The 22,767-nt window shown below is 72.3% G+C and carries 21 protein-coding genes; 10 read left to right on the forward strand and 11 right to left on the reverse strand.

Features of this window, described 5'->3' with window-relative positions; genetic code table 11:
- Window positions 1–2 precede the first annotated feature (2 nt).
- The 4 genes from ACOKM3_RS16090 to ACOKM3_RS16105 all read right to left on the reverse strand — a co-directional run bounded on the left by ACOKM3_RS16090 (window position 3) and on the right by ACOKM3_RS16105 (window position 7,200).
- Window positions 3–3,401 carry an SAV_2336 N-terminal domain-related protein gene (locus tag ACOKM3_RS16090; RefSeq protein ID WP_426901070.1) on the reverse strand — a complete coding sequence of 1,133 codons (3,399 nt, stop codon included), beginning with the start codon at window positions 3,399–3,401 and terminating at the stop codon, window positions 3–5.
- 4 nt (window positions 3,402–3,405) lie between these two features.
- The gene (locus ACOKM3_RS16095) at window positions 3,406–4,434 is read right to left on the reverse strand and encodes an AAA family ATPase (protein WP_426901072.1); all 1,029 of its coding nucleotides are present in this window, start codon (window positions 4,432–4,434) and stop codon (window positions 3,406–3,408) included.
- Between the two features lie 187 nt (window positions 4,435–4,621).
- Complete coding sequence (locus tag ACOKM3_RS16100; RefSeq protein ID WP_426901074.1) at window positions 4,622–6,715, reverse strand: VMAP-C domain-containing protein; 2,094 nt, start codon at window positions 6,713–6,715, stop codon at window positions 4,622–4,624.
- On the reverse strand, window positions 6,712–7,200 hold the full coding sequence (locus ACOKM3_RS16105) for a CU044_2847 family protein (RefSeq protein WP_426901076.1): 489 nt from the start codon (window positions 7,198–7,200) through the stop codon (window positions 6,712–6,714). The genes ACOKM3_RS16100 and ACOKM3_RS16105 overlap by 4 nt, the downstream gene beginning before the upstream one ends.
- Window positions 7,201–7,375: 175 nt before the next feature.
- On the opposite strand from ACOKM3_RS16105, the gene ACOKM3_RS16110 reads away from it, so the two are divergent.
- Window positions 7,376–7,561 (forward strand): DUF6104 family protein, encoded by a 186-nt coding sequence (locus tag ACOKM3_RS16110; protein ID WP_037674049.1) that lies wholly within the window; start codon window positions 7,376–7,378, stop codon window positions 7,559–7,561.
- Window positions 7,562–7,650: 89 nt separating this feature from the next.
- Here the strand turns inward: ACOKM3_RS16110 and ACOKM3_RS16115 are convergent, their stop codons facing one another.
- Window positions 7,651–8,484: a hypothetical protein gene (locus ACOKM3_RS16115; protein WP_426901078.1), complete on the reverse strand. Its 834-nt coding sequence runs from the start codon at window positions 8,482–8,484 to the stop codon at window positions 7,651–7,653.
- A gap of 169 nt (window positions 8,485–8,653) precedes the next feature.
- Between ACOKM3_RS16115 and ACOKM3_RS16120 the strand changes: the two genes are divergently transcribed.
- Both ACOKM3_RS16120 and ACOKM3_RS16125 read left to right on the forward strand, forming a co-directional pair.
- Window positions 8,654–9,574, forward strand: coding sequence for a DUF4097 family beta strand repeat-containing protein (locus ACOKM3_RS16120; protein ID WP_426901080.1), 921 nt, complete (start codon window positions 8,654–8,656; stop codon window positions 9,572–9,574).
- 1 nt (window position 9,575) lies between these two features.
- Window positions 9,576–10,565, forward strand: coding sequence for a PadR family transcriptional regulator (locus ACOKM3_RS16125; protein ID WP_426901082.1), 990 nt, complete (start codon window positions 9,576–9,578; stop codon window positions 10,563–10,565).
- Window positions 10,566–10,717: 152 nt separating this feature from the next.
- Here ACOKM3_RS16125 and ACOKM3_RS16130 read toward each other — a convergent pair whose 3' ends face one another.
- Together ACOKM3_RS16130 and ACOKM3_RS16135 are read right to left on the reverse strand one after the other, a co-directional pair.
- Window positions 10,718–11,680, reverse strand: coding sequence for a zinc-binding dehydrogenase (locus tag ACOKM3_RS16130; RefSeq protein WP_426901084.1), 963 nt, complete (start codon window positions 11,678–11,680; stop codon window positions 10,718–10,720).
- A gap of 130 nt (window positions 11,681–11,810) precedes the next feature.
- Entirely contained in the window at window positions 11,811–13,025 is a 1,215-nt protein-coding gene (locus ACOKM3_RS16135) for an NAD(P)-dependent malic enzyme (RefSeq protein WP_426901086.1), read from the reverse strand.
- Window positions 13,026–13,588: 563 nt separating this feature from the next.
- Between ACOKM3_RS16135 and ACOKM3_RS16140 the strand changes: the two genes are divergently transcribed.
- The 3 genes from ACOKM3_RS16140 to ACOKM3_RS16150 all read left to right on the forward strand — a co-directional run bounded on the left by ACOKM3_RS16140 (window position 13,589) and on the right by ACOKM3_RS16150 (window position 16,344).
- Complete coding sequence (locus tag ACOKM3_RS16140; RefSeq protein WP_426901088.1) at window positions 13,589–14,548, forward strand: ABC transporter substrate-binding protein; 960 nt, start codon at window positions 13,589–13,591, stop codon at window positions 14,546–14,548.
- 84 nt (window positions 14,549–14,632) lie between these two features.
- The gene (locus ACOKM3_RS16145) at window positions 14,633–15,580 is read left to right on the forward strand and encodes an amino acid ABC transporter permease (protein WP_426901090.1); all 948 of its coding nucleotides are present in this window, start codon (window positions 14,633–14,635) and stop codon (window positions 15,578–15,580) included.
- 11 nt (window positions 15,581–15,591) lie between these two features.
- On the forward strand, window positions 15,592–16,344 hold the full coding sequence (locus ACOKM3_RS16150; RefSeq protein ID WP_426906809.1) for an amino acid ABC transporter ATP-binding protein: 753 nt from the start codon (window positions 15,592–15,594) through the stop codon (window positions 16,342–16,344).
- A 104-nt stretch (window positions 16,345–16,448) separates the two neighbouring features.
- On the opposite strand, the gene ACOKM3_RS16155 is transcribed toward ACOKM3_RS16150, so the two are convergent.
- Window positions 16,449–17,219 (reverse strand): class I SAM-dependent methyltransferase, encoded by a 771-nt coding sequence (locus ACOKM3_RS16155; protein ID WP_426901091.1) that lies wholly within the window; start codon window positions 17,217–17,219, stop codon window positions 16,449–16,451.
- 95 nt (window positions 17,220–17,314) lie between these two features.
- On the opposite strand from ACOKM3_RS16155, the gene ACOKM3_RS16160 reads away from it, so the two are divergent.
- Window positions 17,315–17,953 (forward strand): CGNR zinc finger domain-containing protein, encoded by a 639-nt coding sequence (locus tag ACOKM3_RS16160; RefSeq protein WP_426901093.1) that lies wholly within the window; start codon window positions 17,315–17,317, stop codon window positions 17,951–17,953.
- On the opposite strand, the gene sodX is transcribed toward ACOKM3_RS16160, so the two are convergent.
- Window positions 17,848–18,300 (reverse strand): nickel-type superoxide dismutase maturation protease, encoded by a 453-nt coding sequence (gene sodX, locus ACOKM3_RS16165; RefSeq protein WP_426901095.1) that lies wholly within the window; start codon window positions 18,298–18,300, stop codon window positions 17,848–17,850. The two genes, ACOKM3_RS16160 and sodX, sit on opposite strands and share 106 nt — an antisense overlap.
- Before the next feature lie 190 nt (window positions 18,301–18,490).
- Between sodX and sodN the strand changes: the two genes are divergently transcribed.
- The 3 genes from sodN (at window position 18,491) to ACOKM3_RS16180 (ending at window position 20,822) form a co-directional block, all read left to right on the forward strand.
- Window positions 18,491–18,886 carry a superoxide dismutase, Ni gene (gene sodN, locus ACOKM3_RS16170; RefSeq protein WP_306323441.1) on the forward strand — a complete coding sequence of 132 codons (396 nt, stop codon included), beginning with the start codon at window positions 18,491–18,493 and terminating at the stop codon, window positions 18,884–18,886.
- A gap of 169 nt (window positions 18,887–19,055) precedes the next feature.
- Complete coding sequence (locus ACOKM3_RS16175) at window positions 19,056–19,880, forward strand: ATP-grasp domain-containing protein (protein ID WP_426901097.1); 825 nt, start codon at window positions 19,056–19,058, stop codon at window positions 19,878–19,880.
- A gap of 57 nt (window positions 19,881–19,937) precedes the next feature.
- Complete coding sequence (locus tag ACOKM3_RS16180; RefSeq protein ID WP_426901099.1) at window positions 19,938–20,822, forward strand: NAD(P)-dependent oxidoreductase; 885 nt, start codon at window positions 19,938–19,940, stop codon at window positions 20,820–20,822.
- Between the two features lie 38 nt (window positions 20,823–20,860).
- Here ACOKM3_RS16180 and ACOKM3_RS16185 read toward each other — a convergent pair whose 3' ends face one another.
- Both ACOKM3_RS16185 and ACOKM3_RS16190 read right to left on the reverse strand, forming a co-directional pair.
- Complete coding sequence (locus ACOKM3_RS16185) at window positions 20,861–21,460, reverse strand: GNAT family N-acetyltransferase (RefSeq protein WP_426901101.1); 600 nt, start codon at window positions 21,458–21,460, stop codon at window positions 20,861–20,863.
- A 163-nt stretch (window positions 21,461–21,623) separates the two neighbouring features.
- Entirely contained in the window at window positions 21,624–22,727 is a 1,104-nt protein-coding gene (locus ACOKM3_RS16190; RefSeq protein WP_426901103.1) for a family 2 encapsulin nanocompartment cargo protein polyprenyl transferase, read from the reverse strand.
- Window positions 22,728–22,767: the final 40 nt, after the last annotated feature.

Genomic DNA, 22,767 nt, shown 5'->3' on the forward strand with positions numbered 1-22,767 from the left:
GCTCATTGCAGCGCGGCCAGCCGCTCCGCCGTGTCGTGAGCCGTCGGAGCGCCTGCTCCGAGGCTGTCCTCCGGCAGCTTCGACCAGCCCGCGCGTGCCGCCCGGTAGGACTCGCGCGCGGCCCGCGGGCGGGCCGCCGCCTCGTAGGACATACCCCGCCAGTGCTGCGCCTGCGCACCCAATTCCACGGCATGCCGCCGCCGTTGGTCCGTCGCCGCCTCCTCCTCGGCCTCCCGCGCGCAGTCCGCCGCGAGCCGGAACGCCTCCACGGCCTCGCCGAGACGGGCCGGACGGCCGAGGCTGCGGTACGCCTCGTACTGCACCTGCCCCAGCTCCAGCCAGCACTGCGCCGCGAGGAGCGGGTCGTCGGCCTCGGCCGCCGCGAGGCCGAGCAGGTGCTCGGCCTCGCGCAGGTCGACGCGGTCGGCACGCGCGCGGTAGCGGAGCATCAGCGCGCGGCCGAGGAGCAGCAGCCGCCCGGCCAGCTTGGGGCTGCCCGTCGCCGTCTCGCTGCGGCAGTCCCGCAGGACGCGGATGGAGCGGGAGACGGACTGCTGGGCCCGGGATCCCGTCTCCAGGGCGGCGCGGCGCAGCAGTGCCTCGCCCCATTCGGCGAGTACGTCGGCGTGGGCGGGAGCCTCCCGCGGCATGCGCTGCGCGGCGCTCCCGAAGCTGTCGTCCGCGCCCTGGAGTTCGCGCGGGTCGCCCGATTCCTCGAAGCGCGCCACACGGATGCGTCCGGCGCGCAGCAGCAGTCCGGCCCGCAGAGTCTGGTCCGCTGCGAGCGGCAGCGCCTCGTCGACGCGCGCCTGTGCCTCGTCCAGCGCGCCGCCCGCCGCGAGGAGCGCGTCCACCAGGTCGAGGACGATGCGCAACCGCGGCAGGTGCGCGATGGCGTCGGCGTCGCCGTCGAGGCCCTCGCGCAGCGACTGGGCGCTCTGCCGCGCGTACCGGCGCGCCTGTTCCCTGTCGGACGTCACACCGGAGAGCCGCAGCAGGACCCGCCCGTGGGCGAGCGGGAGTTCGGGCGGGTGGTGGTGGCCCTGCCACGTGTCGACAAACGCCTCCAGCATCCCCACCGCCCCCTGCAACAGCGCGCTGTCCCCGCCGAGCCGCCACTGCGCCTCCATGGCGCCGACGCGCTCCAGGGTGAGCCGCAGCGCCTGCCCCTCGCGCAGGTCGGGCGCCGAGCAGGCCACCGCGTACTCCCGGTCGGCCCTGCGCAGCAGTTCCAGCGCGCCGCGCCGGTCGCCGCGGCGCCTGCGGTCCGTGGCGGCGGTGGAGAGCACGCGCGCGAGGACGGCACGTTCGCGCAGCGCGTGGGGGTGGGCGGCGGCGCGCTCGGCGGCCTGCTCGGCCTCGCGCAGCAGCTCCGCGCCGCCCTGCACCTCCCACAGGCGCAGCACACAGAGCGCGTACTCGGCCCACAGCTCGAAGTCCCGCTCCGTGGGCGTCTCGTGCTCGGTTGCACCGCGCAGCAGCTGCACGGCGTCGATGAGGTCCTGGACCATGCGCTCGTGGTCGAAGCGCGCGGCGAGCTCGCGGGCCCGGGTGACCGCGGGGTGCGTCGGCGGCGTCTCCTGCGGCCCCGTTTCCCCCGGGCTCCCGTACAGCGCGAACTGTTCGGGCAGCGGCATGAAGCGCTCCAGGACCTGCGCGGCGACCTCCGCGAAGGGCTGCGGGACCAGGTCCGCGCCGCCCGCCCCGCCGTCCCCGTTCTCGCCCTCGACGGCGCCCGGCGGCCGGTAGCCGGCGCCGGTGCCGGTGGGGCGCGCCGTGCCGACGGCATCGGCCGCCCCCGCCCCGCCGCCGTCGCCGAGCTGCGCAAGCGCGAGCGCCGGAAAATTGGGGCCGCCCTTGCCGAAGCGGGCCTCGATGTACTCCGAGCAGTGCTTGAGGACCAGCACGGCCTCGTCCCTGCCGAGCGGACCGAGCAGCGACTCCTGGACGCCCCGCGCGAACTCGTACCACTGGACGCCGTCGCCGTCCTGCTCGCCCTTGGCGCGCGTGAGCAGCCCGCTGAGCAGCACCTCGGCCAGTTCGGACGGGCCCGAGCCGGGCAGCATGGTCCGCTGCACCAGCTGCATCACCGGCAGGCACAGCGGGGCCGCCGCCAGGAATCCGGCGAGCCGGCTCGCGTCCGGCGACGCGGTGGCGCGGAACCGGCTGACCAGTTCGAGCACCGAGGGACGCTGCGCCTGCCGCCCCGCAGAGGCCCGCGGCTGGTCCGCCCTGACCCAGCCGACGGCGCCCGAGACCGGGCCCGCGCCGGCCCCCGACAGCAGCCGCGCCCAGGCGCCGAGGGCCACCGGTTCGGGCGGCAGGACGGGCACCGGGAGCGCACCCGCGCGGGCCGCCGCCGAGGGTCCCGTCGTCGTTCGCACGCGCAGCGCGGCGGCGCCGCCGATGCCCTCACCGCGGCTCAACTCACCGTAGGAGACGGGCAGTCGGGTCCGGTTCCACATGCGCTGCGGCAGCGGCTGGAGCACGGCGACGGGGGCCTGCCGCGCCAGCTGGTGCAGGAGACGGTGGGCCCGGCCGCTGCGCCACAGCGGGCCTGCGCAGTCGCTGACGAGGACGGCGAGCTGGCGTCCCGACGGGTCGCTGAGCCGGTCGGTGGAGTGCAGGGGCGCCGCGTACAGCTCGGGGCTGCGGCTGACGGCGGCCTGCGCGTCGGGGCCCTCGTGCAGATAGCTGACCTGGATGTCCGAGAAGGCGCCCAACTGGGCGAAGACCCGCTCCAGTTCGCCGAACATCCGGTCCCACACGCGCATCGACGAGGAGGCGTCCATCACGAGGTGCAGCCGCGCGTCGGCACGGGTCACCGCGCGGAACACCGGCAGCACGAGGCCGCCCGCGCGCGCGGTGTGCTCCGCGGTCGCCGTCTCGTCGAGCACCGAGCGCAGCGGCGGTGCGGCGCTGCGATAGCCCTGCAACGGGCGCAGCGCGCGCTGGAGTTCGAGCGGGGCGGGGAACGCGGGCGCCGCCGGGACGCCGACCGGCAGCGGCGCGGTGCGCCCGCCGCCGCGCGCCCGGCCACCACCGGCGCGCGGCACGGGGTACAGGGCCACCCGCCGGTCACCGCTCGCGTCGTACGCCTGGGGTGTCGGGCCCTCGGGCTCGCTCTCCGGGGGCGTGGCAGGCGATGTGGTCGGCAGCGGGGCGGGCCGCGGCAGCTCGCGGGCGGGCCGCCCGCCCGGCGCCGCTTCCGTCTGCTCCGCGGGCCGCTCGGGGCGGCGGGCGTACCGGGCCAGCCACAGCGCGTCGCACAGCCCTTCGGCGTCGGGGTCGAGCCCCACCTGCCGCAGCCTGGCGACGAGTTCGGATACCGGGTCGCCGCCCTGGTGTCCGGGCTCCGAGGGCGAACCGGGACCCTGACGCGCCGTCGCGTCGGGAGTCACCGCTTCACCTCGGGCGGTCGAGTCGCTGGATCAGGAGGTCTGCGAAGGATTCGCGGCTGGTGGGGGCGGCCGCGTCGGTCAGGTAGATCGCGTTCAACAGCTGGTCGGTCGCGAGGAGTTCGCTGCGGGAGCGCTCCAGGAAGCGGTTGATCAGATCGTCGCCCGCGCGTGCCGCCTCGTCGCCGAGGTGGGCGCGTACGAAGGTGGCGAGCCGGTTGTGGTCGGGCCTGCCGAGTTCGAGGTGGATGCAGCGGCGCATCAACGGGGCGGGGAAGTCGCGCTCCCCGTTGCTGGTGAGCACCACGAACGGGAAGGCGTTGCAGCGCACCCGGCCGTCGCGGACGCGGACCTTGACGCCGTCGGCGGTGAGCACCTCGGCCTCGCCGTCCGGTAACCGGTCGGCGACCCGCTCCAGTTCGGGTATCGCGAACTCGCCCTCCTCCAGCACGTTCAGCAGGTCGTTCGGAAGATCGATGTCGCTCTTGTCGAGCTCGTCGATGAGCAGCACGCGCGGGGTGGGCGACGGCAGCAGCGCGGTGCCCAGCGGCCCGAGCCGGATATAGCTCCCGATGCCCTCGACGGCCCCCGGCGACCCGGCCGCCGAGCCGAACCCGCCCTGCGCCGCGATCTGCACGTCCTGGAGGCGGGCGATCGCGTCGTAGTGGTAGAGCCCGTCCTGGAGCGTGGACCGGCTGACGATGGACCAGCGCAGTACGTTGCCCAGGCCCAGCTCGTACGCCACCGAGTGCGCGAGCGTGCTCTTGCCCGCGCCGGGGCTGCCCGTCACGAGCAGGGGGCGGCGCAGATACAGCGCCGCGTTGATCATCTCGAGCTCTTCGGCACCGGGCCTGTGCAGCTCCGCCAGGTGCCGGTGCGCGCCGAGCCTGCGGTCCTCTTCGTTGTCGCCCGCGGCCGATTCGCCGGTGGACCGCCCCGAGAAGTCGCGCCAGGGCGGCGGCGGGGGCAGGCGGTCGAGGCCCTCGTGGGGTTCGCCGGCGCCACGGTAGATGAGCCACTCACTGGATTCGGTCATGGTCCGGTCCTCGTCGTCACTCGTCCAGCAGGGCAGCCGAAGGGACGTGCCTCACGGTATCGATGGTTCGTGGTGCTGGTAAGGGCTCCGTGGAGAGCTGGCCTGAAGGGCCCATTCGCGGCAGGGTGGTTGGGCCTTCCGGCGATCTTCGGACCGGGCGACTCTGGGGCGGTTCGACGCGGTGGCGTCACGGCGCCTCCAAAAGTTCGCCCGCTGGAAGCGGCTGTTCCGGATCGTCGTAGTACAGGGCGATGCCGTCGGCCCAGTACGCCTCCGTGTGGCTGGCCAGGAGCTTTCTGCGCAACTCGTGGACACGCTCCGGGAGATGCCGCGCCCCGCGCGCATCGGCCACCGTCACGGCGGCGCCGCGGTGGAACTCGCCGCACACCGCCGCCGAGCGGGCCGGGCCGCGACGCCACAGGGCGACACCGAAACCGCCCAGCAGCACCCGGGCCAGCGCCTCGGTGTCGTCCTCGTACCGATGCTCTCCATAGCGACACATCACCGGTACGGATCCGGGCGACAGATTGCGCAACTCGAAGCTCTCCGGCACCGGCCTGGGCACCCCGTCGTCGCAGTCGAGGATCTCGGCCCTGGCTCCGTGCGCGTGCAGCCAGCGCCAGCGGTCCGCGCGGTCCGCGTCCGACCCGGGCGGGGCCGGGGCGAAGTCCTCGAACCCCGGCTCGCCCGGCAGCCGGTCCCGGTCGCCGCAGCGCAGCACGACGGGCCCGCGCACGCCCAGCGGCGGCTCGTCCGGCCGCAGCCGCCAGCCGTCCACCGGCAGGTCGAGGCGGGTGTGCGGGAGCACCACCTGGAGGATCGCGGGCCAGCCCGGCTCGTCGCACTGCCGGAAGGCCTCCGCGAGGGGCGCGGCGAGCCGCTCCGGGAGGGCGTCGGTCGGGGTGCGCTCCTCCTGCCGCACACAGTCGCGCGCGCCGCCCGGCCGGGTCACGTACACCTGCCAGTCCCAGTGGTCCCGTTCCCAGCCGCGCTCGACGAGTTCGAGCAGCGCGGCGGGCCGGGCCGACCGGTCCGGGGCGGGCTCGGGCGGCGCGCCCGGTGGTCTGCGCTGCCGCAGGCGCTCGATGCGCTGCTTCTCGATGCGGCGTCTGCGCGCGCCGTCGAGCCGCCCCTCCCCGGCCTGCCGCACCCACTCCCACAGGGCCGCCTCTGCGCCCGCCGTGCCGGGTGTGACGAAGGGGCGCTCGGCCGACAGGACCCGCATCGCGTAGTCGAGTACGAGCCCGCGTACGCCCTCGTCGTGCGCGCCCTCGTACAGGGCCCCGAGCCCGTCCCGCCAGCCGCGCGGCGAAGGCAGCGGGGCGCTCCCCTCGAACTCCGGGAGCGAGTCCATGATGTCGAGCAGGCCGCGCGTGCTGACCGGGGGCGGCAGGTCGGCGAGCCGGCCGAGCAACTGGACGCGCTCGCCCGCGGTGAGCGTCCGCCCCGGCCGCGCGCCGAGCCGGCTCTGCACATCGGCCCAGGTGTTCCGGGCGGGCTGCGACTGCCGCTGGCGGTCCCGGTGGTAGCGGTCGTGGGCGTGGCAGACCGACTGGTAGAGGTCGTCGTGCTCGGCCCGCACCGCCTGCCCCGGCACCGGCGCGGGCAGCGTGCGCAGCTGCTCGATCCCGATGGACGTGCCGCCCCGCCCGTGGTCCGCCCGCGACTTCAGTACGCCGATGACCTCGCCGCGCACCGGGTCGACGACGGGGCCGCCCGAGATCCCGTACGGCAGGTCGTTCTCCCCGAGGCGCAGCTGCACGCCGGACGACCAGTCGCCGATGGTGCCCTTGACGGCGATCGGCCCGTCGAGGCGGCACACCTGTCCGTCCACCACGGTCCAACCGGCGTAGAAGACCTCCCCCTCGCTGTAGTAGGAGGCGGGGCGCTCGGCTACGTAGACGCACTCATGGTCGACGGGTTCGCGCAGCCGCACGAGGGCGAGGTCGGGGGCGGGCCACTTGCCGGGCACCGCCTGTTCGACACCCTCGGGGAGCGTGGCGACGACTTCCCCCGGTACGTGGGACGTGCCGCGGCCAGGACCGCTCTCGTAGGCCACCGTCAGCTCGCCCCCTTCCCCGCCGCGTGCCACATGTGCGCAGGTCAACACCCAGTTCGGGGCGACGAAGAAGCCGCTCCCGACGAAGCTTCCGGGTTCGTCGGCTGCATACCCGGCCTCTGTGCGATGAATGCGCACGGTGGCCGCCATGACGAGTTCACGCAGTGCAAGGAGGGCGGCATCCCGCTTGCCCGATGCGCCCCCGTCGCGTTCTGGTGTCATGCTCCGGCCCCGGCGACGGTCGGGTCGGCTCCCCCGTGCGCCGGGGCGCCGGGCGGTGCGCCCGTGGGGGCGCGGGGGGCGGGTGGAGTGCCGGCTGCCGCGTGGGCGGCGGGGTCCTGCGGGTTCTCCAGGTCGGGCGGCCCTTCGTTCCAGGTCAGCGTGACCTTGATGCCCGCCTTCGCCTCACCGTCCGCGAGCAGCCCGACGACCTTGCCCGCCTTGGCCGTCAGCTCGACGCCGAACTCGACGCTCACCTCGTCGGGGCGCACGGCGCGCAGCGGCCGCGCGAGGGAGCGCGCGACCCCCGTCACGAGCGCGTGCAGACTCTCGACACTCGCCTCCACACGGTCGGTGATTCCGGTGTCGGAGAACGACAACTCCCCTTCGCGTACGCCCAGTTCATCGGCCGCACCGGATATCCGGGCCCACACCGGTGTCCCGTCCGGCAGCGCGATCCGCGCGACCCTGGTCACTTCCTGCCCCATACCGCTCCCCCGTTTCCCGTTCCCCGCGACCTGCCATGCGGGACAAGGGTCCTTCCCAGGATGAGCCGGAGCTACCCCTCGGGCGGGCTTCATGGTCGCCGGTCCCCATAGGCTTGGTGGGCAGTCACACCACGCCCGCGCGCCCGCGGGCCACGCACGCAGGAGAAACAGCCCCATGTACTTCACGGACCGCGGCATCGAAGAGCTGGAGAAGCGGCGCGGCGAGGAGGAGGTCACCTTCGAGTGGCTCGCCGAGCAGCTGCGGACGTTCGTCGACCTCAACCCGGACTTCGAGGTCCCGGTGGAGCGGCTCGCCACGTGGCTGGCGCGGCTCGACGACGAGGACGACGACGAGGAGTAGGCGCCGGCTGGGGCGTGGTCGACCCCGGCTGGACGGTCGGCCCCGACAGAGCGGTCGGCCCGGCAGGACGGTCGGACCCGGCAGGACGGTCAGTCGCGGGTCGCGCGCATCCTGTCGTACGCGAATCCGAGCGCACCGTGCAGCAGGAGCAGCGCCCCGGCGGTGGTCCAGCCGCCGCTGCGTCGCCGCAGGCCGTACACGGTGAGCGGCAGCCCGGCTGCCAGCTGGGCGGCGGCGATCAACCGCGCCCTGGGTCCGCGCAGCCAGGGGCCTACGCCCGTGGCCTCCACGACATCGAGCTCGGCGTGCACGGCGTCGCGCCAGCCCGACCAGCTGATCTGCTGCGCGTCCGGCTGGACCCGCGCGACCTCGCGCAGCCGGTCGGCCGGTTCGCCGGGGGTCAGCCCGGCGGGCAGGGCGAGTCCGGTGCCGGTGAGCACCGCGAGCAGGCCCAGCATGCGGGCGCGCGCGTCGGCCGCGCCGTCACCGGTGTCGGGCTTCGCGAGGGCTTCGAGGGCCTGTAGGTCGAGTACGGGATCCAGCCCCAGGCGCGCCGCGAAGGTGCGCAGCGCCTCCGCCTCGCCGACCGGCGTGCCGTTCGCCAGCCATTCGTAGCCGACGGGGCGGCGGAACCCGGAGGCCAGCGTGAACCCGCTGCGGTCGGCGTCCCACCACAGCGCGAGCACCGGCCAGGGCGCGCCGACGGCGAGCGCGCCCGCCCAGCCGCCGAGCACCCGGTCGACGGGTTCGCCGCCGCCGTCCTCCATGGACAGCCACGGCTTCGCCTCGGGCACGAGGACGCTCCACTCACGTCCGGCGCGGGTGAGCAGCATCCGCTCGCGCAGCAGCTGGGCGGCGGGCCCGACGACGGACGGTTCGGCGCGGCAGAGCAGCAGCGCACCGGCGGGTTCGAGGGACGACATGGCCCCACGCTAGGGCAAGTCGGTGCAATTCCGCAGCAATTGGACGGCCCGCCGGGCGTCGGGGCACGGACCTCCGCGACAGTCTTGACTTTCCCCATCCGCGATATATCGTGTTTGACAGAGGACGCGATATGGCGCGTTCACTCCCGGCCGTCGAGGAGGTCGCACCATGACCGAGTGGTCCGTCACGGAGCCGCAGAAGCTCGTTTTCGACGAGCCGGTGTCGGCCCTGCACGTGCGCATCGTGAGTGGTGCGGTGAATGTGGTGGGGACGGCCGAGGGCCCGGCCCGCCTGGAGGTCTCGGAGATCGAAGGACCGCCCCTGCGCGTGACGCAGTCGGGCGGCACCCTCACCGTCGCGTACGACGATCTGCCCTGGAAGGGCTTCCTCAAGTGGCTCGACCGCAAGGGGTGGAACCGCAGCGCGGTCGTCTCGCTCGCGGTACCGGCGGACACCCGGGTCGAGGTCGGCGTGGTCGGCGCGGGCGCGGTGGTCTCGGGCACGGAGGGGCCGACGGAGGTGAAGGGCGTCACCGGAGACACGACACTCGTCGGTGTCACGGGCCCGGTGCGCACCAGCACCGTGTCCGGTGGCGTCGAAGCGCAGGCGGTCACCGGCGACCTCCGGTTCAACTCGGTCTCCGGGGACCTGACCGTGGTCGACGGCTCGGGATCCTTCGTGAAGGCGGACACGGTGAGCGGGTCGATGATCGTGGACCTGGACCCCGCGGGGCCCACGGACGTGAGTCTGACGAGCGTCTCCGGCGAGATCGCCATCCGTATCCCGCACCCGGCGGACACGGAGGTCGAGGCGAACACGGCGAGCGGAGCGGTCTCCAACGCCTTCGAGGACCTGCGGGTGGCGGGTTCCTGGGGCGCGCACAAGATCACCGGCCGGCTCGGCGCGGGCACCGGAAAACTGAAGGCGACGACGGTCTCCGGATCGATCGCCCTGCTGCGCAGGCCCCCTTCGGAGGAGGCCCCGCACTCCCCGGAACTCTCGGACGCCCCCGAGCCGGGGGACGCCGCCCCCTCCGCCCCTGTCGACCCCGCCGCCCCCGCCGCCCCCGCCGACAAGAAGGTGCTCTGACATGCCCCCCGTCTTCGCCCACGGCCGCCTGCGCCTCTACCTGTTGAAGCTGCTCGACGAGGCGCCGCGCCACGGGTACGAAGTGATCCGCTTGCTCGAGGAACGCTTCCAAGGGCTGTACGCGCCCTCGGCCGGCACGGTCTACCCGCGCCTCGCCAAGCTGGAGTCCGAGGGCCTGGTCACGCACACCACGGAGGGCGGCCGGAAGGTCTACGCGATCACCGAAGCGGGGCGGGCCGAACTGGCGGACCGCAGCGGCGAGCTGGCCGACCTCGAGCTGGAGATCCGTGAGTCCGTGGCCGAGCTGGCGGCGGAGATCAGGGACGACGTGCGGGGAGCGGCGGGCGATCTGCGCCGCGAGGTGCGTGCCGCCGCGTCCCGGACCCGCACAGGACCGGGCGACTTCGCCGACAAGGAGGCCTGGCAGGCCACCAAGGAGGAGGTGCGGCGCGCCAAGCACGAGTGGAAGGAGCAGGCGCGGCGCGCGAAGGACGAGAGCCGCCGGGCCCGCGAGGAGGCCCAGCGGGCGCGCCGCCAGGCCAAGGAGTCGCAGGAGCAGGTGCGGGCGCAGGCGGCGGAGGACTTCCAGCGCATGGCCAAGCGCGTCCAGGAGCAGGTGCAGGACCACTTCACGCGCGGCGACTGGCCGACGGGGGTGCGCGAGGGCCTCACGGAACTGGCCAAGGAATTCGGCGAGTTCGGCAAGTCCTGGAGCAAGGACGCCGGGCCCAAGGCGCCGACCGAGCCCCAGTACCGCCCGCCGAACGACGAGGTCCCGGCCGAGTACGTCCCGTCCTGGGCGGCGGAGGACGATTCCACCAGCGGCGACCCGGCCCGCGACCTGGACCGCCTCCTGGACCGCTTCCGCGACGACATCCGCGACACGGCCCGCGACCACGGCGTCACGGAACCCCAACTCCGCGCCGCCCGCCACCACTTGTCCGAGGCAGCGGCCCACATCACGGCAACCCTCCGCACACCGAAGCCGTAGCCCCCCCCCGGGAGCCACCCGCGACGGTCGGCCGCCACCGCCTTGGGCAATCTGCCGCCTTGGGCGGCAGGGTGGGCAAGGCGGCACCCCGGTGCCGCGCACCCATCACGACAGGCGCCGACCACGGCACGGCCCAAAGCGCCGACGCGAGGTCAGACGCTCAGCACGACCTTCCCGAACAGCTCGCCGCCGGCCATCTTCTGGAAGCCCTCGCGGGCGCGGTCCAGCGGCAGCACCTCGTCGATCACCGGCCGCACACCCGTCGCGGCGCAGAAGGACAGCAGGTCCTCCAGCTCGTCCTTGGACCCCATGGTGGAGCCGACGACCTTGAGCTCCAGGAAGAAGATCCGGTTCAGCTCCGCGGCCGGCGGGTTCGGCCCGCTCGTCGCGCCCGAGATCACCAGCGTCCCGCCCGGCTTCAGCGACTTCACGGAGTGCGACCACGTCGCGGCGCCCACGGTCTCGATCACCGCGTCGACGCGCTCCGGCAGCCGCGCACCCGTCTCGACGGCCTCGACCGCCCCCAACTCCAGGGCCCGCTTGCGCTTCGCCTCGTCGCGGCTGGTCGCGAAGACCCGCAGCCCCGCCGCCTTGCCGAGCACGATCGCGGCCGTCGCGACCCCGCCGCCCGCGCCCTGCACGAGGACCGAGTCACCGGGACGTACGCCCGCATTGGTGAAGAGCATCCGGTACGCGGTGAGCCACGCGGTCGGCAGGCACGCGGCCTCCTCGAACGACAACTCGCGAGGCTTGCGCAGCACGTTCCACTCGGGCACGGTGACCTGCTCGGCGAAGGTGCCCTGGTACTTCTCGGTGAGGATCGAGCGCTTCTCGCGGGGCCCGACCCCGTAGCCGGTCTGGCCGATGACGGAGTGCAGGACGACCTCGTTGCCCTCGCTGTCGATCCCGGCGGCGTCGCAGCCGAGGATCATCGGCAGGGACTCCTCCCCCAGGCCGACCCCGCGCAGCGACCACAGATCGTGGTGGTTGAGGGAGGCGGCCCTGACGTTCACGGTGGTCCAGCCGGGCCGGTTCTCGGGGGCGGGCCGCTCCCCCAACTCCAGGCCGTTCAGCGGCTGATCACGGTCGATTCGGGCTGCGTAGGCGGCGAACATGACCTTGACGATAGGCGCCGTCCCCCGGCCGGGGAACCTCCGCCACCTGTGACACACGTCCCGTAGCCACGAACGCCACGCGCACGGAAAAGGCCCCGCCAGAGGCGGGGCCTTCACCAAGAAACAGCGGTCAGCGTCGGGCAACGCCCTCGGCCCGAGCGGCAGCGGCAACCGCCGCCGTGACCGCCGGCGCCACCCGCTCGTCGAACGGCGACGGGATCACGTACTCGGCGGACAGCTCGTCACCGACCACCGCGGCCAGCGCCTCGGCCGCCGCGATCTTCATCGTCTCGGTGATCTGGGAGGCCCGGACCTGGAGCGCGCCGGCGAAGATGCCGGGGAACGCGAGCACGTTGTTGATCTGGTTCGGGAAGTCCGAACGCCCGGTCGCCACGACAGCCGCGTACTTGTGCGCGATGTCGGGGTGCACCTCGGGGTTCGGGTTGGCCATCGCGAACACGAAGGAACCCGGCGCCATGGAGGCGACCGCGGGCTCGGGGACCGTACCGCCGGAGACACCGATGTAGACGTCGGCACCCGCGAGGGCGTCCTCGAGGGAGCCGGACAGGCCCGCCTTGTTGGTGATCTCGGCGAGCTCACGCTTGACCGGCGTCAGGTCCTCGCGGTCCCGGCTGACGATGCCCTTGCGGTCCGTGACCGCGACGTCGCCGAGGCCCGCCTCAAGGAGGAACTTCGCGATCGCGACGCCCGCCGCACCGGCGCCGGAGATCACGGCGCGCAGCTCGCCGAGCGTCCGCCCGCTGAGCCGGGCCGCGTTCTTCAGGGCGGCCAGCGTCACGACGGCGGTGCCGTGCTGGTCGTCGTGGAAGACCGGGATGTCGAGGCGCTCCTGGAGCTTCTTCTCGATCTCGAAGCAGCGCGGGGCCGAGATGTCCTCGAGGTTCACGCCGCCGAAGGACGGGGCGAGGCGCACGACGGTGTCCACGATCTCGTCGACGTCGTTCGTCGAGAGCGCGAGCGGCACCGCGTCCACGCCACCGAACTGCTTGAAGAGAATGGCCTTGCCCTCCATCACCGGGAGGGAGGCCTCGGGACCGATGTCACCGAGTCCGAGGACGGCCGAACCGTCCGTCACGACGGCCACGACGCTCGACTTCCACGTGTAGTCGTGGACGAGCTCCGGCTGCTCGGCGATCGCGCTGCACACCTTCGCGACGCCGGGCGTGTACGCCAGGGACAGGTCGTCCTTGTCGCGGACCGGCACGGTGGCCTGCACGGCCATCTTGCCGCCACGGTGCAGCGCGAAAGCCGGATCGAAGGGCTCGTCGGAGCCCTCGTTGCCGGTACTCGCGTCGCTGCGAGGGTTGACGATCTCCGCTGCCACTTTTCTGACCCCTTAAGTCATGTTGCACAGGTTGAGGGTGGTTCCGTCCCTGATTGAGGGACGGGCGGGCACCGCGCACGCGCCGGACGGTCCTGTTGTGGGCCGCCCTGTGGGCACCTGCGCGACGGACGCGCCGCACGCGCGCCCTGAGCCCCGGATGAGGGGTGTAAGGATCCTTCTTACCTGACGGGCGGTGTCCGGGACGAGCCCGCCCGTGATCGATCACGCCCCGGTGACATGACTCATAGCCGAATATATGGACAAGTCCACAAGTCGATCGCCCAAAACGAGGGAAGTCCGCCCGAATGGTGAGACAGCGGGCGGCCCGCCGGAGGATCTCCGGTCGCGGGGCGGAAGTTCCGCAGATGCTGTAGCCCCCATGCACGCCGAAACCGGGGGTCGTTGGCACTCTTCGCTCACCCGTTATCCGATTTTGACATGGCTGACCTCCTGAATCGGTAAGTCCGAATGGCAAGATGCCTCATCACACGAGGTCGCGACACCCGAAGGTGTGTGCCAGGCGACCAGCACGGCAACTCCCACACCCGCCGGAGGAACCAACCATGACCGCAAGCACCACCCAGCGCACGACCGCGAAGTCCGCGAAGTCCCGGATAGCCGCGGTCGGCGCGATCGCGGTCGCCGGCACTCTGCTGCTGACCGGCTGCGGTGACCAGACGAAGTCGGGCGACAGCACCAAGTCGGGCGCCAAGTCCGCGCCGCTCGCGGACAAGCTCCCGAAGGAGATCCGCGACAAGGGCGTCATCCGGGTCGGCTCGGACATCGCGTACGCGCCGGTCGAGTTCAAGGACAAGTCGGGCAAGGCGATCGGCATCGACCCCGACCTGGCGAAGGCCATGGGCAAGCAGCTCGGCGTGGACTTCCAGTTCCAGAACGCCACGTTCGACACCCTCGTCACGGGCCTGAAGTCGAACCGCTACGACCTCGCCATGTCGGCCATGACCGACACCAAGGACCGCCAGAACGGCGTCGACTCCGACACCGGCAAGAAGGTCGGCGACGGCGTCGACTTCGTCGACTACTTCAACGCGGGCGTCTCGATCTACACCCCGAAGGGCAAGACCCAGGGCATCAAGACCTGGGACGACCTCTGCGGCAAGAAGATCGTCGTGCAGCGCGGCACCGTCTCCCACGACCTCGCCAAGTCGCAGGCGAAGAAGTGCAAGGGCGGCGAGAAGCTCGGCATCCAGTCCTTCGACGACGACCAGCAGGCCCAGACCCGGCTGCGCTCCGGCGGCGCCGACGCCGGCTCCTCCGACTTCCCGGTCGCCGCGTACGCCGTGAAGACCGCGGGCGGCGGCAAGGACTTCGAGCTCGTCGGCGACCAGGTCGAGGCCGCCCCGTACGGCATCGCGGTCTCCAAGGACCAGAAGCAGCTGCGCGACGCGATCAAGGCCGCGCTCGACGCGATCATCAAGAACGGCGAGTACGACAAGGTCATCGCCAAGTGGGGCGTCGAGGCGGGTGCCGTGAAGTCGGCGACCCTCAACGGCGGCAAGTGACCGCGCGTTCCACATCATTGACCGCGCGGCTCACGCCCGTGGCCCGAGCCATGGACGTCCGCGACGTCGTGAAAGGCAACATCCGTGTCTGTTGACATAGACAAGACGGGCGGCGGCCCCCAGGACACGCCGCCGCCCGCGGCCCGGCCGGAAGCCATCAAGGCGATCCCGGTGCGGCACTACGGGCGGTATCTCTCGGCGTTCATCGCCGTCGCCCTGCTGGCCCTGATCGTGTACGCCTTCGGCCAGGGCAAGATCAACTGGGGCACCATCCCGGAGTTCTTCTTCGACGAGCGGATCGTCACCGGCGCGCTGAAGACGCTGCTCCTGACGGTCCTCGCGATGGTGATCGGCATCGTCGGCGGCATCGTGCTCGCCGTCATGCGGCTGTCGAAGAACCCGGTGACCAGCTCCATCTCCTGGTTCTACATCTGGTTCTTCCGCGGCACGCCGGTCCTGGTCCAGCTGTTCATCTGGTTCAACCTGGGCCTGGTCTTCGAGTACATCAACCTCGGGCCGATCTACAAGGACTACTGGTCGTCCTTCATGACGCCGTTCCTGACGGCGCTGCTCGGCTTCGGCCTCAACGAGGCCGCGTACATGGCGGAGATCTGCCGCGCCGGCCTGCAATCGGTCGACGAGGGCCAGACCGAGGCCTCGCACGCGCTCGGCATGAGCCACGGCAAGACGCTGCGCCGCGTGATCATCCCGCAGGCGATGCGCGTGATCGTGCCGCCCACGGGCAACGAAGTCATCAACATGCTGAAGACGACGTCCCTGGTGTCGATGGTGCAGTTCGTCGAACTGTTCCGGGCCGCCCAGGACATCGGCCAGCAGTCCGGGTCACCGGTGGAGATGTTCTTCCTCGCCGCCGCCTGGTACCTGATCATGACCTCGATCCTCAGCGTCGGTCAGTACTACATCGAGCGGTACTACGCCCGCGGCACCAGCCGCCAACTGTCGGCCACCCCCTGGCAGAAGGTGCGCGGCACCCTGTTCTCCCTGGGCCGCCCGAACGGAGGCATGGCATGAGCGAGCAAGCCATGGTCAAGGCCGAACAGGTCCACAAGTCCTTCGGTCACGTCGAGGTCCTCAAGGGCATCGACCTGGAGGTCAAGCAGGGCGAGGTCTTCTGCCTCATCGGCCCCTCCGGCTCCGGAAAGTCGACGTTCCTGCGCTGCATCAACCACCTGGAGAAGGTCAACGCCGGGCGGCTGTACGTCGACGGGAGCCTGGTCGGCTACCGGCAGCAGGGCGACAAGCTGTACGAGCTGCGGGACCGGGAGGTCGCGCAGCAGCGCCGGGACATCGGCATGGTGTTCCAGCGCTTCAACCTCTTCCCGCACATGACAGCCGTCGAGAACGTCATGGAGGCGCCGGTCCAGGTCAAGAAGCAGTCGAGGTCCGAGGCCCGCAAGCGGGCCAAGGAACTGCTCGAGCGGGTCGGCCTCGCCGACAAGGCCGACAACTACCCCTCGCAGCTCTCCGGCGGCCAGCAGCAGCGCGTGGCGATCGCCCGCGCGCTCGCGATGGAGCCGAAGCTGATGCTCTTCGACGAGCCGACGTCCGCGCTCGACCCGGAGCTGGTCGGCGAGGTCCTCGACGTCATGCGCGACCTCGCGGAGTCCGGCATGACGATGATCGTCGTCACCCACGAGATGGGCTTCGCCCGCGAGGTCGGCGACAGCCTCGTCTTCATGGACGACGGCGTGGTCGTCGAAGCCGGCGACCCCCGCGAGGTCCTCACCAACCCCCAACAGGAACGCACCCAGTCCTTCCTGTCGAAGGTGCTGTAGAACCGGTCGTTCAAGCCCAACTGCGCACCATCAAGCCCCTGCGGCGATTGAGCAGCGGGGTCCGGGGCAGAGCCCCGCGACCGCAACGCCATCGCCGCGGGGGCTCACTTCACGGCGAGCACCATCGAGTCCGACGGCGAGCACCACACCGCCCGCGCTTCCCCGAACCCGGCCCCCCGCAGCGCGGCCCCGTGCCACCCCACCGACGGCGTATCCCCATCCGCATGCTCCCCATAGATCTCGAACCGCTCGGCGGTCGGCCCGGCCAGCACCGGGTCCGCCGCAGCAAGCCCCCACCACTCCGCCCAGTCCACCGCGCCGGAGGCCTTCGCCGAACCCATCCGCGCATGCCGCAACGCCCGCTCCGCCGCATTGATCCTCGGCGTCGACTCGTCGATCATGTGGTCCGCGTTCATGAAGACGCCGCCGTCGCGCACGAGCCCGGCGACCTGCCCGTAGAGCGTCGCGAGAGGTTCGGAGTGCAGCCAGTGCAACGCGGTCGCGGTGAGCACGGCGTCGTACGAATCGTGCGGCAGCGCCTCGGTCCACCGCGGGTCCTTGAGGTCGGCAGTCACGAACTCGACCCGCTCGTCCCCCTCGAACGTGCCCCGCGCGATGGCCAGCAGCGCCGGATCGAGGTCGACCCCGACACTGGTGGCGCCGGGGAACCGGTTCAGCAGCCGGTCCGTGATACTCCCCGTACCGCACGCGAGGTCGAGCACCCGGGGCGTGGACCCGACAAACGCCTCGACCATGTCGAGCATCACCCGGAACCGCTCCTCGCGGTCGGGCATGTACCACTCCTGTTGCCGGTCCCAGCTCTCCTGCCAGGCGCGCCAGTCGGTGGTACGAGTGTTGGCGGCGGTCTCGGCCATGAAACCCTCCCGTGATCCCCTGTAATACCCTGAAAGCGCGGGCGAGTATTACCCTCGCCCGACAAGACGATAGAGCGCCCCGGTAAGGACTACAAGTGGAACTGGCCTATTACTCGGACTACGCCGTGCGCCTCGTCAACACCGAGGAGCCGAATCGCGGCAAGGACTCCCTGACGTCGGTGGAGGCGGTGCGCGAGCTCTTCGGCGCCAACAAGGAGGCGGCCCGCCGCGCCACGGACGCCGATCTGACCCGCTTCAGGGGCGTACGAGGACGGCTGCGCGCGGTGTTCGACGCGGCCGACGGGGGCGACGAGGAACTCGCGGTGAACCTGCTGAACTCGCTGCTCCTGGAGTTCCCGGTGAGCCCGCAGATCTCCGGGCACAACCATCGCGACGACGACGGCCGCCCGCTGTGGCACCTGCACCTGTCCGACCACCCGTCGAACGCGACGGCCGGCTACGCCGCCATCGCCGCGATGGGCCTCGCCTTCCACCTCACCGAGTACGGGGTCGACCGCCTCGGCCTGTGCGAGGCGACGCCCTGCCGCAACGCCTACCTGGACACGTCCACCAACCGCTCCCGGCGCTACTGCTCGGACCGCTGCGCGACCCGCGCCAACGTCGCCGCCTACCGGGCCCGCAAGCGCTTGGAGGCCGACCGTCCCGACCGGTCCGCCAGCACGGGACGTACCGCCGAGAAGACCCAGGACAGCACCGCCGTCACCGAGCGCTGACCCTCGCCCTCGGCCCACGGCCTGCGGCGCCGCAGCCTGCCGCGCACCTTCGCGAGCACCAGCTCGTCCGGCACCACCCCGTACACCGTGCTGTCGCCACCGGCGCCCGGATTGTCGCCGCGCACCCACCAGCCGCCCTCGCGCCGCTCCGCGATCCGCTTCACCACCAGCAGATCCTGCTGGAAGGGGTGGCGCAGGACGATCACATCGCCCGCCCGCACCCGCGCGCCGTGCTGCACCAGCATCCAGTCACCGGGGTACAGCGTCGGGACCATGGAAGGTCCCTCCACCTCAATGATCTGAAACGGCACCTTCGCCTCGCGCATCTCCTCGATCGCCTCGGGCATCAGAAAACCTCCCCGGTTCCCACCACTGCTCCCGCCGGCCTTAGGGCCTGTGCCCTTACGGTCCCATCCTCCACCAGTCCCAGTCTTGCCCCGGACTTTTGTCCTAAGCCGCCGGGGGCACCCGAGAAAAGCCGTTCCCCACGGAGTAATGTCGCACCCGAGAAGACGATCACGAGGAAGGAACAGCTACATGCTTTCCCGCCTGTTCGCCCCCAAGGTGAAGGCCAGCGCTCACTGCGACCTCCCCTGCGGCGTGTACGACCCCGCCCAGGCCCGCATCGAGGCCGAGTCGGTCAAGGCCGTCCAGGAAAAGATGGCCGGTAACGACGACCCGCAGTTCCAGACGCGTGCCATCGGCATCAAGGAGCAGCGCGCCGAGCTCGCCAAGCACCACGTCTCGGTGCTCTGGAGCGACTACTTCAAGCCGCCGCACTTCGAGAAGTACCCGGAGCTGCACCAGCTGGTCAACGACACCCTGAAGGCCCTCTCGGCCGCCAAGGGCTCGTCGGACCCGGCCACGGGCCAGAAGGCTCTGGACTACATCGCCCAGATCGACAAGATCTTCTGGGAGACCAAGAAGGCCTGACCCAGGCCCTGTTCACATCTGCGACCGGCGGGCGGTGCACCCCCGCGGGTCCGTGAACTCCTGAAGGGGCCCGGCCGAACGGCACTGCCGCTCGGCCGGGCCCCTTCGGCATCCCCCGAAGCGCCGCGCTCCCCCGGCGTCACCCCTTTGCACCATCAGGAGCCCCTTCTTGTCCCCGCGCCGCCCCCGCGTCCTCTACGTCACCGATCTCGCGTATCCCGCCCAGGGGCGCCGGTACTGCGACGAGGACATTCACCTCACCTCCCGGCTGCGCTCCGCGTTCGACCTCGCCCTGTGCCACCCCCTGGACGCGACCGCGCTCATGGACGGCTTCGACGCCGTCGTGGTCCGCAACAGCGGCCCGGTACTCGGCTACCAGGAGGCGTACGACGAGTTCCGCGCGCGGGCCCTGGAGCGCGGCACGAATGTCTACAACCCGCTGACCGGGCGGGCCGACATGGCCGGCAAGCAGTACCTCCTGGACCTGACCACGGCCGGGTATCCGGTCATCCCGACGGTCGACCGGGCGGCGGATCTCGGCCGGCTGCCGAAGGCCGACACGTACATCGCGAAGCCGAAGCTGGGCGCGGACTCGATGGGCCTGCGCGTCGTACCCGCCGCCGAGCTCGCCGAACTCCCCGACGGGGACGGCCTGCTGGTCCAGCCGCGCATCGACTTCCAGTACGAGGTCTCGTTCTACTTCGTCGACGACCAGCTGCTGTACGCCCTGTACGCGCCCGATCCGGCGCGCCGCTGGGAGCTGCGCCCGTACGAACCGACCGCGGCGGACCGGGAGTTCGCCCGCTCCTTCGTCGAGTGGAACACGCTCCCGTACGGCATCCAGCGCGTCGACGCTTGCCGCGCCCCGGGCGGCGAGCTGCTCCTGGTGGAGCTGGAGGACCTCAACCCGTACCTCTCGCTCGACCTGGTGGACGAGGCGACGCGGGAGGCGTTCGTGACCGCGATGGAGGCCTCGGTACGAGCTAGCGTCTGAGACGGAGACACCACGGAGGCACCCACCCGGACCCCACCCCACCCAGGGAGTTCACTCATGAGCAGCACCGACCCGTCCGCCGCAGGTCCCGTCGTCGCCGTGCTCGGCACCGGGACGATGGGCGCGCCGATGGCCCGCAATCTGGCCCGCGCCGGGTTCACCGTGCGGGCCTGGAACCGGACCCGTACGAAGGCCGAGCCGCTGGCCGCGGACGGCGTGACGGTCGCGGACAGCGCGTCCGACGCGGTCCGGGACGCCGATGTCGTCGTGACCGTCCTGCCCGACGGGCCGCGCACCCTGGACGTCGTCCGGGAGGCCACACCGAAGCCCGGCACCGTATGGGTGCAGTCCGGAACCGTGGGCGAGGACATCGACGAGCTCGCCGAGTACGCGTCCCGCGCCGGGCTCCTGCTGGTCGACGCGCCCGTTCTGGGCACGCGGCAGCCCGCCGAGCAGGGCACGCTGACCGTGCTCGCGGCCGGAGCCGACACCACGCGGGCGAGCGCCCAGCCGATCTTCGACGCCATCGGCTCCCGCACGCTGTGGGTCGGCGACGGCAGTCCGGGCGCGGCCAGCCGCCTCAAGCTCGCCCTCAACTCCTGGGTGCTCGCGCTGACCACGGGCGTCGGCGAGGCCCTCGCGCTGGCCCGCGGACTCGGCGTGGACGCGAACGACCTGGTGGAGGCCGTCACCGGCGGCCCGCTGGACAGCGGGTACTTCCAGACCAAGTCCGCGGCCATCCGCGGCGACGACTACACCCCCAGCTTCTCCGTGGACAACGCGGCGAAGGACGCGAACCTGGTGCTGGCCGCGGCCGAGCGCGCGGGCATCCGCGTGGACGCGGTGACAGCCGCCCGCGACCGCTTCCAACGCGCGTCCGAACAGGGCCACGGCGAGGAGGACATGGCCGCCACCTACTTCGCAAGCTTCCCCGACGCCTGACCGAGGGTCTATACACGGCGCCCCGCTCCACGGCGGTGTCAGTCGGTGTCGGGCTCCCGCCACATGGGCCAGATCGTCGGGCCGTCCGGGAGTTCGATCGGTGTGCCGGTGAAGGTGAACCCGAGGCGCTCGTACAGCTCCCGGCTGCGTGGGTTGCTGGCCTCCAGGTAGGCGGGCAGCCCCTCGCGGTCGCAGCGCTCGAGCACCGGCGCCATCAGCGCGGTCCCCAGTCCCTGGCCCTGCCGCTCGGGCGTGACGCCGATCATCCACAGGTAGGCGTGCGCCCGGCCCACGGGGTGCGCCTGCTCCGTCCACCGGGCTATCTGCTCCACCCGTACGTTGTCCGGGTCGACGGCCTCCCGCACCTGGGCGGGCACGTCCTCGTCGCCCTCGTCCTCCGGCTCGGCCGGCATGTCCACCCACAGCGCGACGGCCGAACCGTCCTCGGTGAGATCCACATGTCCGTCCGCGAACGTCGCATCCGCGAACGCCGCCATGAGCCCCGAGTGCCTCTCCCGGCGCCGCTGCTCACCGGGAAACACCCAGCCGCTGACCGGGTCGTCCATGAACGCCTCGTCGAGCAGCCGCACCACAAGATCCCGGTCCGCCTCCCCGGCCCGCCGAATTCCCACACCCACGCACATCGCCCCTCACACCCAACCCGCTTGCTCTGCACGGCCGTTGGCACTCTAGACGATCACCTACCGCGCCACCGCCGCGCCTGCCGCCACCACCTCACCCCTCTCCGCGATGCCGCCGCCGGGGTGCCGTAAGGGATCACGGCACCCCGGCCGGCAGGCCTCAGTACCCGCGGCGCGTGACGAACTCCGCCAGGGACAGCAGGCCGTCCGCCGCCTCCGGCACCGGGACCGCCTGCGACAACCGGTCCACCGCGCGGGACATGTGGTCCGCGGCCTGCGCCTGCGCCCAGTCCCGGCCGCCGGCCCGCTCCACGGCCAGCGCGATCGCCTCCAGTTCCGCCACTCCTTCCTTCTTCGGTCCCGGCGGCCCGTACAGCGCCGCCAGTTCGTCCGCCGCCGCACCGCCGGAGGCGAGCGCGGCGACCACGGGCAGGGACTTCTTGCGTACGGCCAGGTCCGCGCAGGCCGGCTTGCCGGTGCGGACCGGGTCGCCCCAGATCCCGATCACGTCGTCGATCAGCTGGAACGCCAGTCCGGCACAGCGCCCGAACGCGTCGAGCGCCTCGACCTCCTCCTCGCCGGCTCCCGCGTACAGGCCGCCCACCGCGCAGGCGCAGCCGAGCAGCGCCCCGGTCTTGGCCTCCGCCATGGCCAGCGTCTCCGGCAGGGACACGTCCGCCGGGTCCCGCGCCTCCAGGGCGACGTCGACGGCCTGGCCCTCGCACAGCTCCACCACGCAGGCCGCGAGCCGCGCGGCCGCGGCGGAGGCCGCCGGGTGGCCCTCCTCCGCGAGCATGCGCTGCGCCTGGGCCTGTATCGCGTCGCCCGTGAGGATCGCGTCGGCGTCCCCGAACACGGTCCACGCGGTGGGCCGGTGCCTGCGGGTGGCGTCCCGGTCCATCACGTCGTCGTGCAGCAGCGTGAAGTTGTGCGTCAGCTCCACGGCGGCCGCCGCCCGCACCGCCCGCTCGGGCCGCCCGCCGAGGGCCCGCGCCGCCGCGAGCACGAGGGCGGGCCGCACGGCCTTCCCCGCGTTCCCCGTGGCGGGCGTGCCGTCGGCGTGCTCCCAACCGAAGTGGTAGCGGGCGACGCGGCGCATCGATGCCGGCAGGGCGTCCACCGCCCGCCGCAGCTCGGGGTCGACGGCGGTCCTGGCCTGCGCCAGGATCTCCGACGCCTCCTGCGCCTCGTACTCCTTTGCCGCGGCCGCCCCGGTCGCCTCTGCTGCCACGCGCGTCTGCTCATCCACGGCCGGCTGTGTCATGGACTCACCCCCGAAAGGGTGCGGACGGTGGCGGTTCCGC

It is taken from the genome of Streptomyces nidicola, from assembly GCF_050106155.1.
Taxonomy (GTDB): Bacteria; Actinomycetota; Actinomycetes; order Streptomycetales; family Streptomycetaceae; genus Streptomyces.

Bases quoted from the DNA above. Each gene is read 5' to 3' on its own strand.
- ACOKM3_RS16095 (WP_426901072.1), bottom strand. From the start codon at position 4,434: ATGACCGAATCCAGTGAGTGGCTCATCTACCGTGGCGCCGGCGAACCC.
- ACOKM3_RS16100 (WP_426901074.1), bottom strand. From the start codon at position 6,715: ATGACACCAGAACGCGACGGGGGCGCATCGGGCAAGCGGGATGCCGCC.
- ACOKM3_RS16105 (WP_426901076.1), bottom strand. From the start codon at position 7,200: ATGGGGCAGGAAGTGACCAGGGTCGCGCGGATCGCGCTGCCGGACGGG.
- ACOKM3_RS16110 (WP_037674049.1), top strand. From the start codon at position 7,376: ATGTACTTCACGGACCGCGGCATCGAAGAGCTGGAGAAGCGGCGCGGC.
- ACOKM3_RS16115 (WP_426901078.1), bottom strand. From the start codon at position 8,484: ATGTCGTCCCTCGAACCCGCCGGTGCGCTGCTGCTCTGCCGCGCCGAA.
- ACOKM3_RS16120 (WP_426901080.1), top strand. From the start codon at position 8,654: ATGACCGAGTGGTCCGTCACGGAGCCGCAGAAGCTCGTTTTCGACGAG.
- ACOKM3_RS16125 (WP_426901082.1), top strand. From the start codon at position 9,576: ATGCCCCCCGTCTTCGCCCACGGCCGCCTGCGCCTCTACCTGTTGAAG.
- ACOKM3_RS16130 (WP_426901084.1), bottom strand. From the start codon at position 11,680: ATGTTCGCCGCCTACGCAGCCCGAATCGACCGTGATCAGCCGCTGAAC.
- ACOKM3_RS16140 (WP_426901088.1), top strand. From the start codon at position 13,589: ATGACCGCAAGCACCACCCAGCGCACGACCGCGAAGTCCGCGAAGTCC.
- ACOKM3_RS16150 (WP_426906809.1), top strand. From the start codon at position 15,592: ATGGTCAAGGCCGAACAGGTCCACAAGTCCTTCGGTCACGTCGAGGTC.
- ACOKM3_RS16155 (WP_426901091.1), bottom strand. From the start codon at position 17,219: ATGGCCGAGACCGCCGCCAACACTCGTACCACCGACTGGCGCGCCTGG.
- sodX (WP_426901095.1), bottom strand. From the start codon at position 18,300: ATGCCCGAGGCGATCGAGGAGATGCGCGAGGCGAAGGTGCCGTTTCAG.
- sodN (WP_306323441.1), top strand. From the start codon at position 18,491: ATGCTTTCCCGCCTGTTCGCCCCCAAGGTGAAGGCCAGCGCTCACTGC.
- ACOKM3_RS16180 (WP_426901099.1), top strand. From the start codon at position 19,938: ATGAGCAGCACCGACCCGTCCGCCGCAGGTCCCGTCGTCGCCGTGCTC.
- ACOKM3_RS16190 (WP_426901103.1), bottom strand. From the start codon at position 22,727: ATGACACAGCCGGCCGTGGATGAGCAGACGCGCGTGGCAGCAGAGGCG.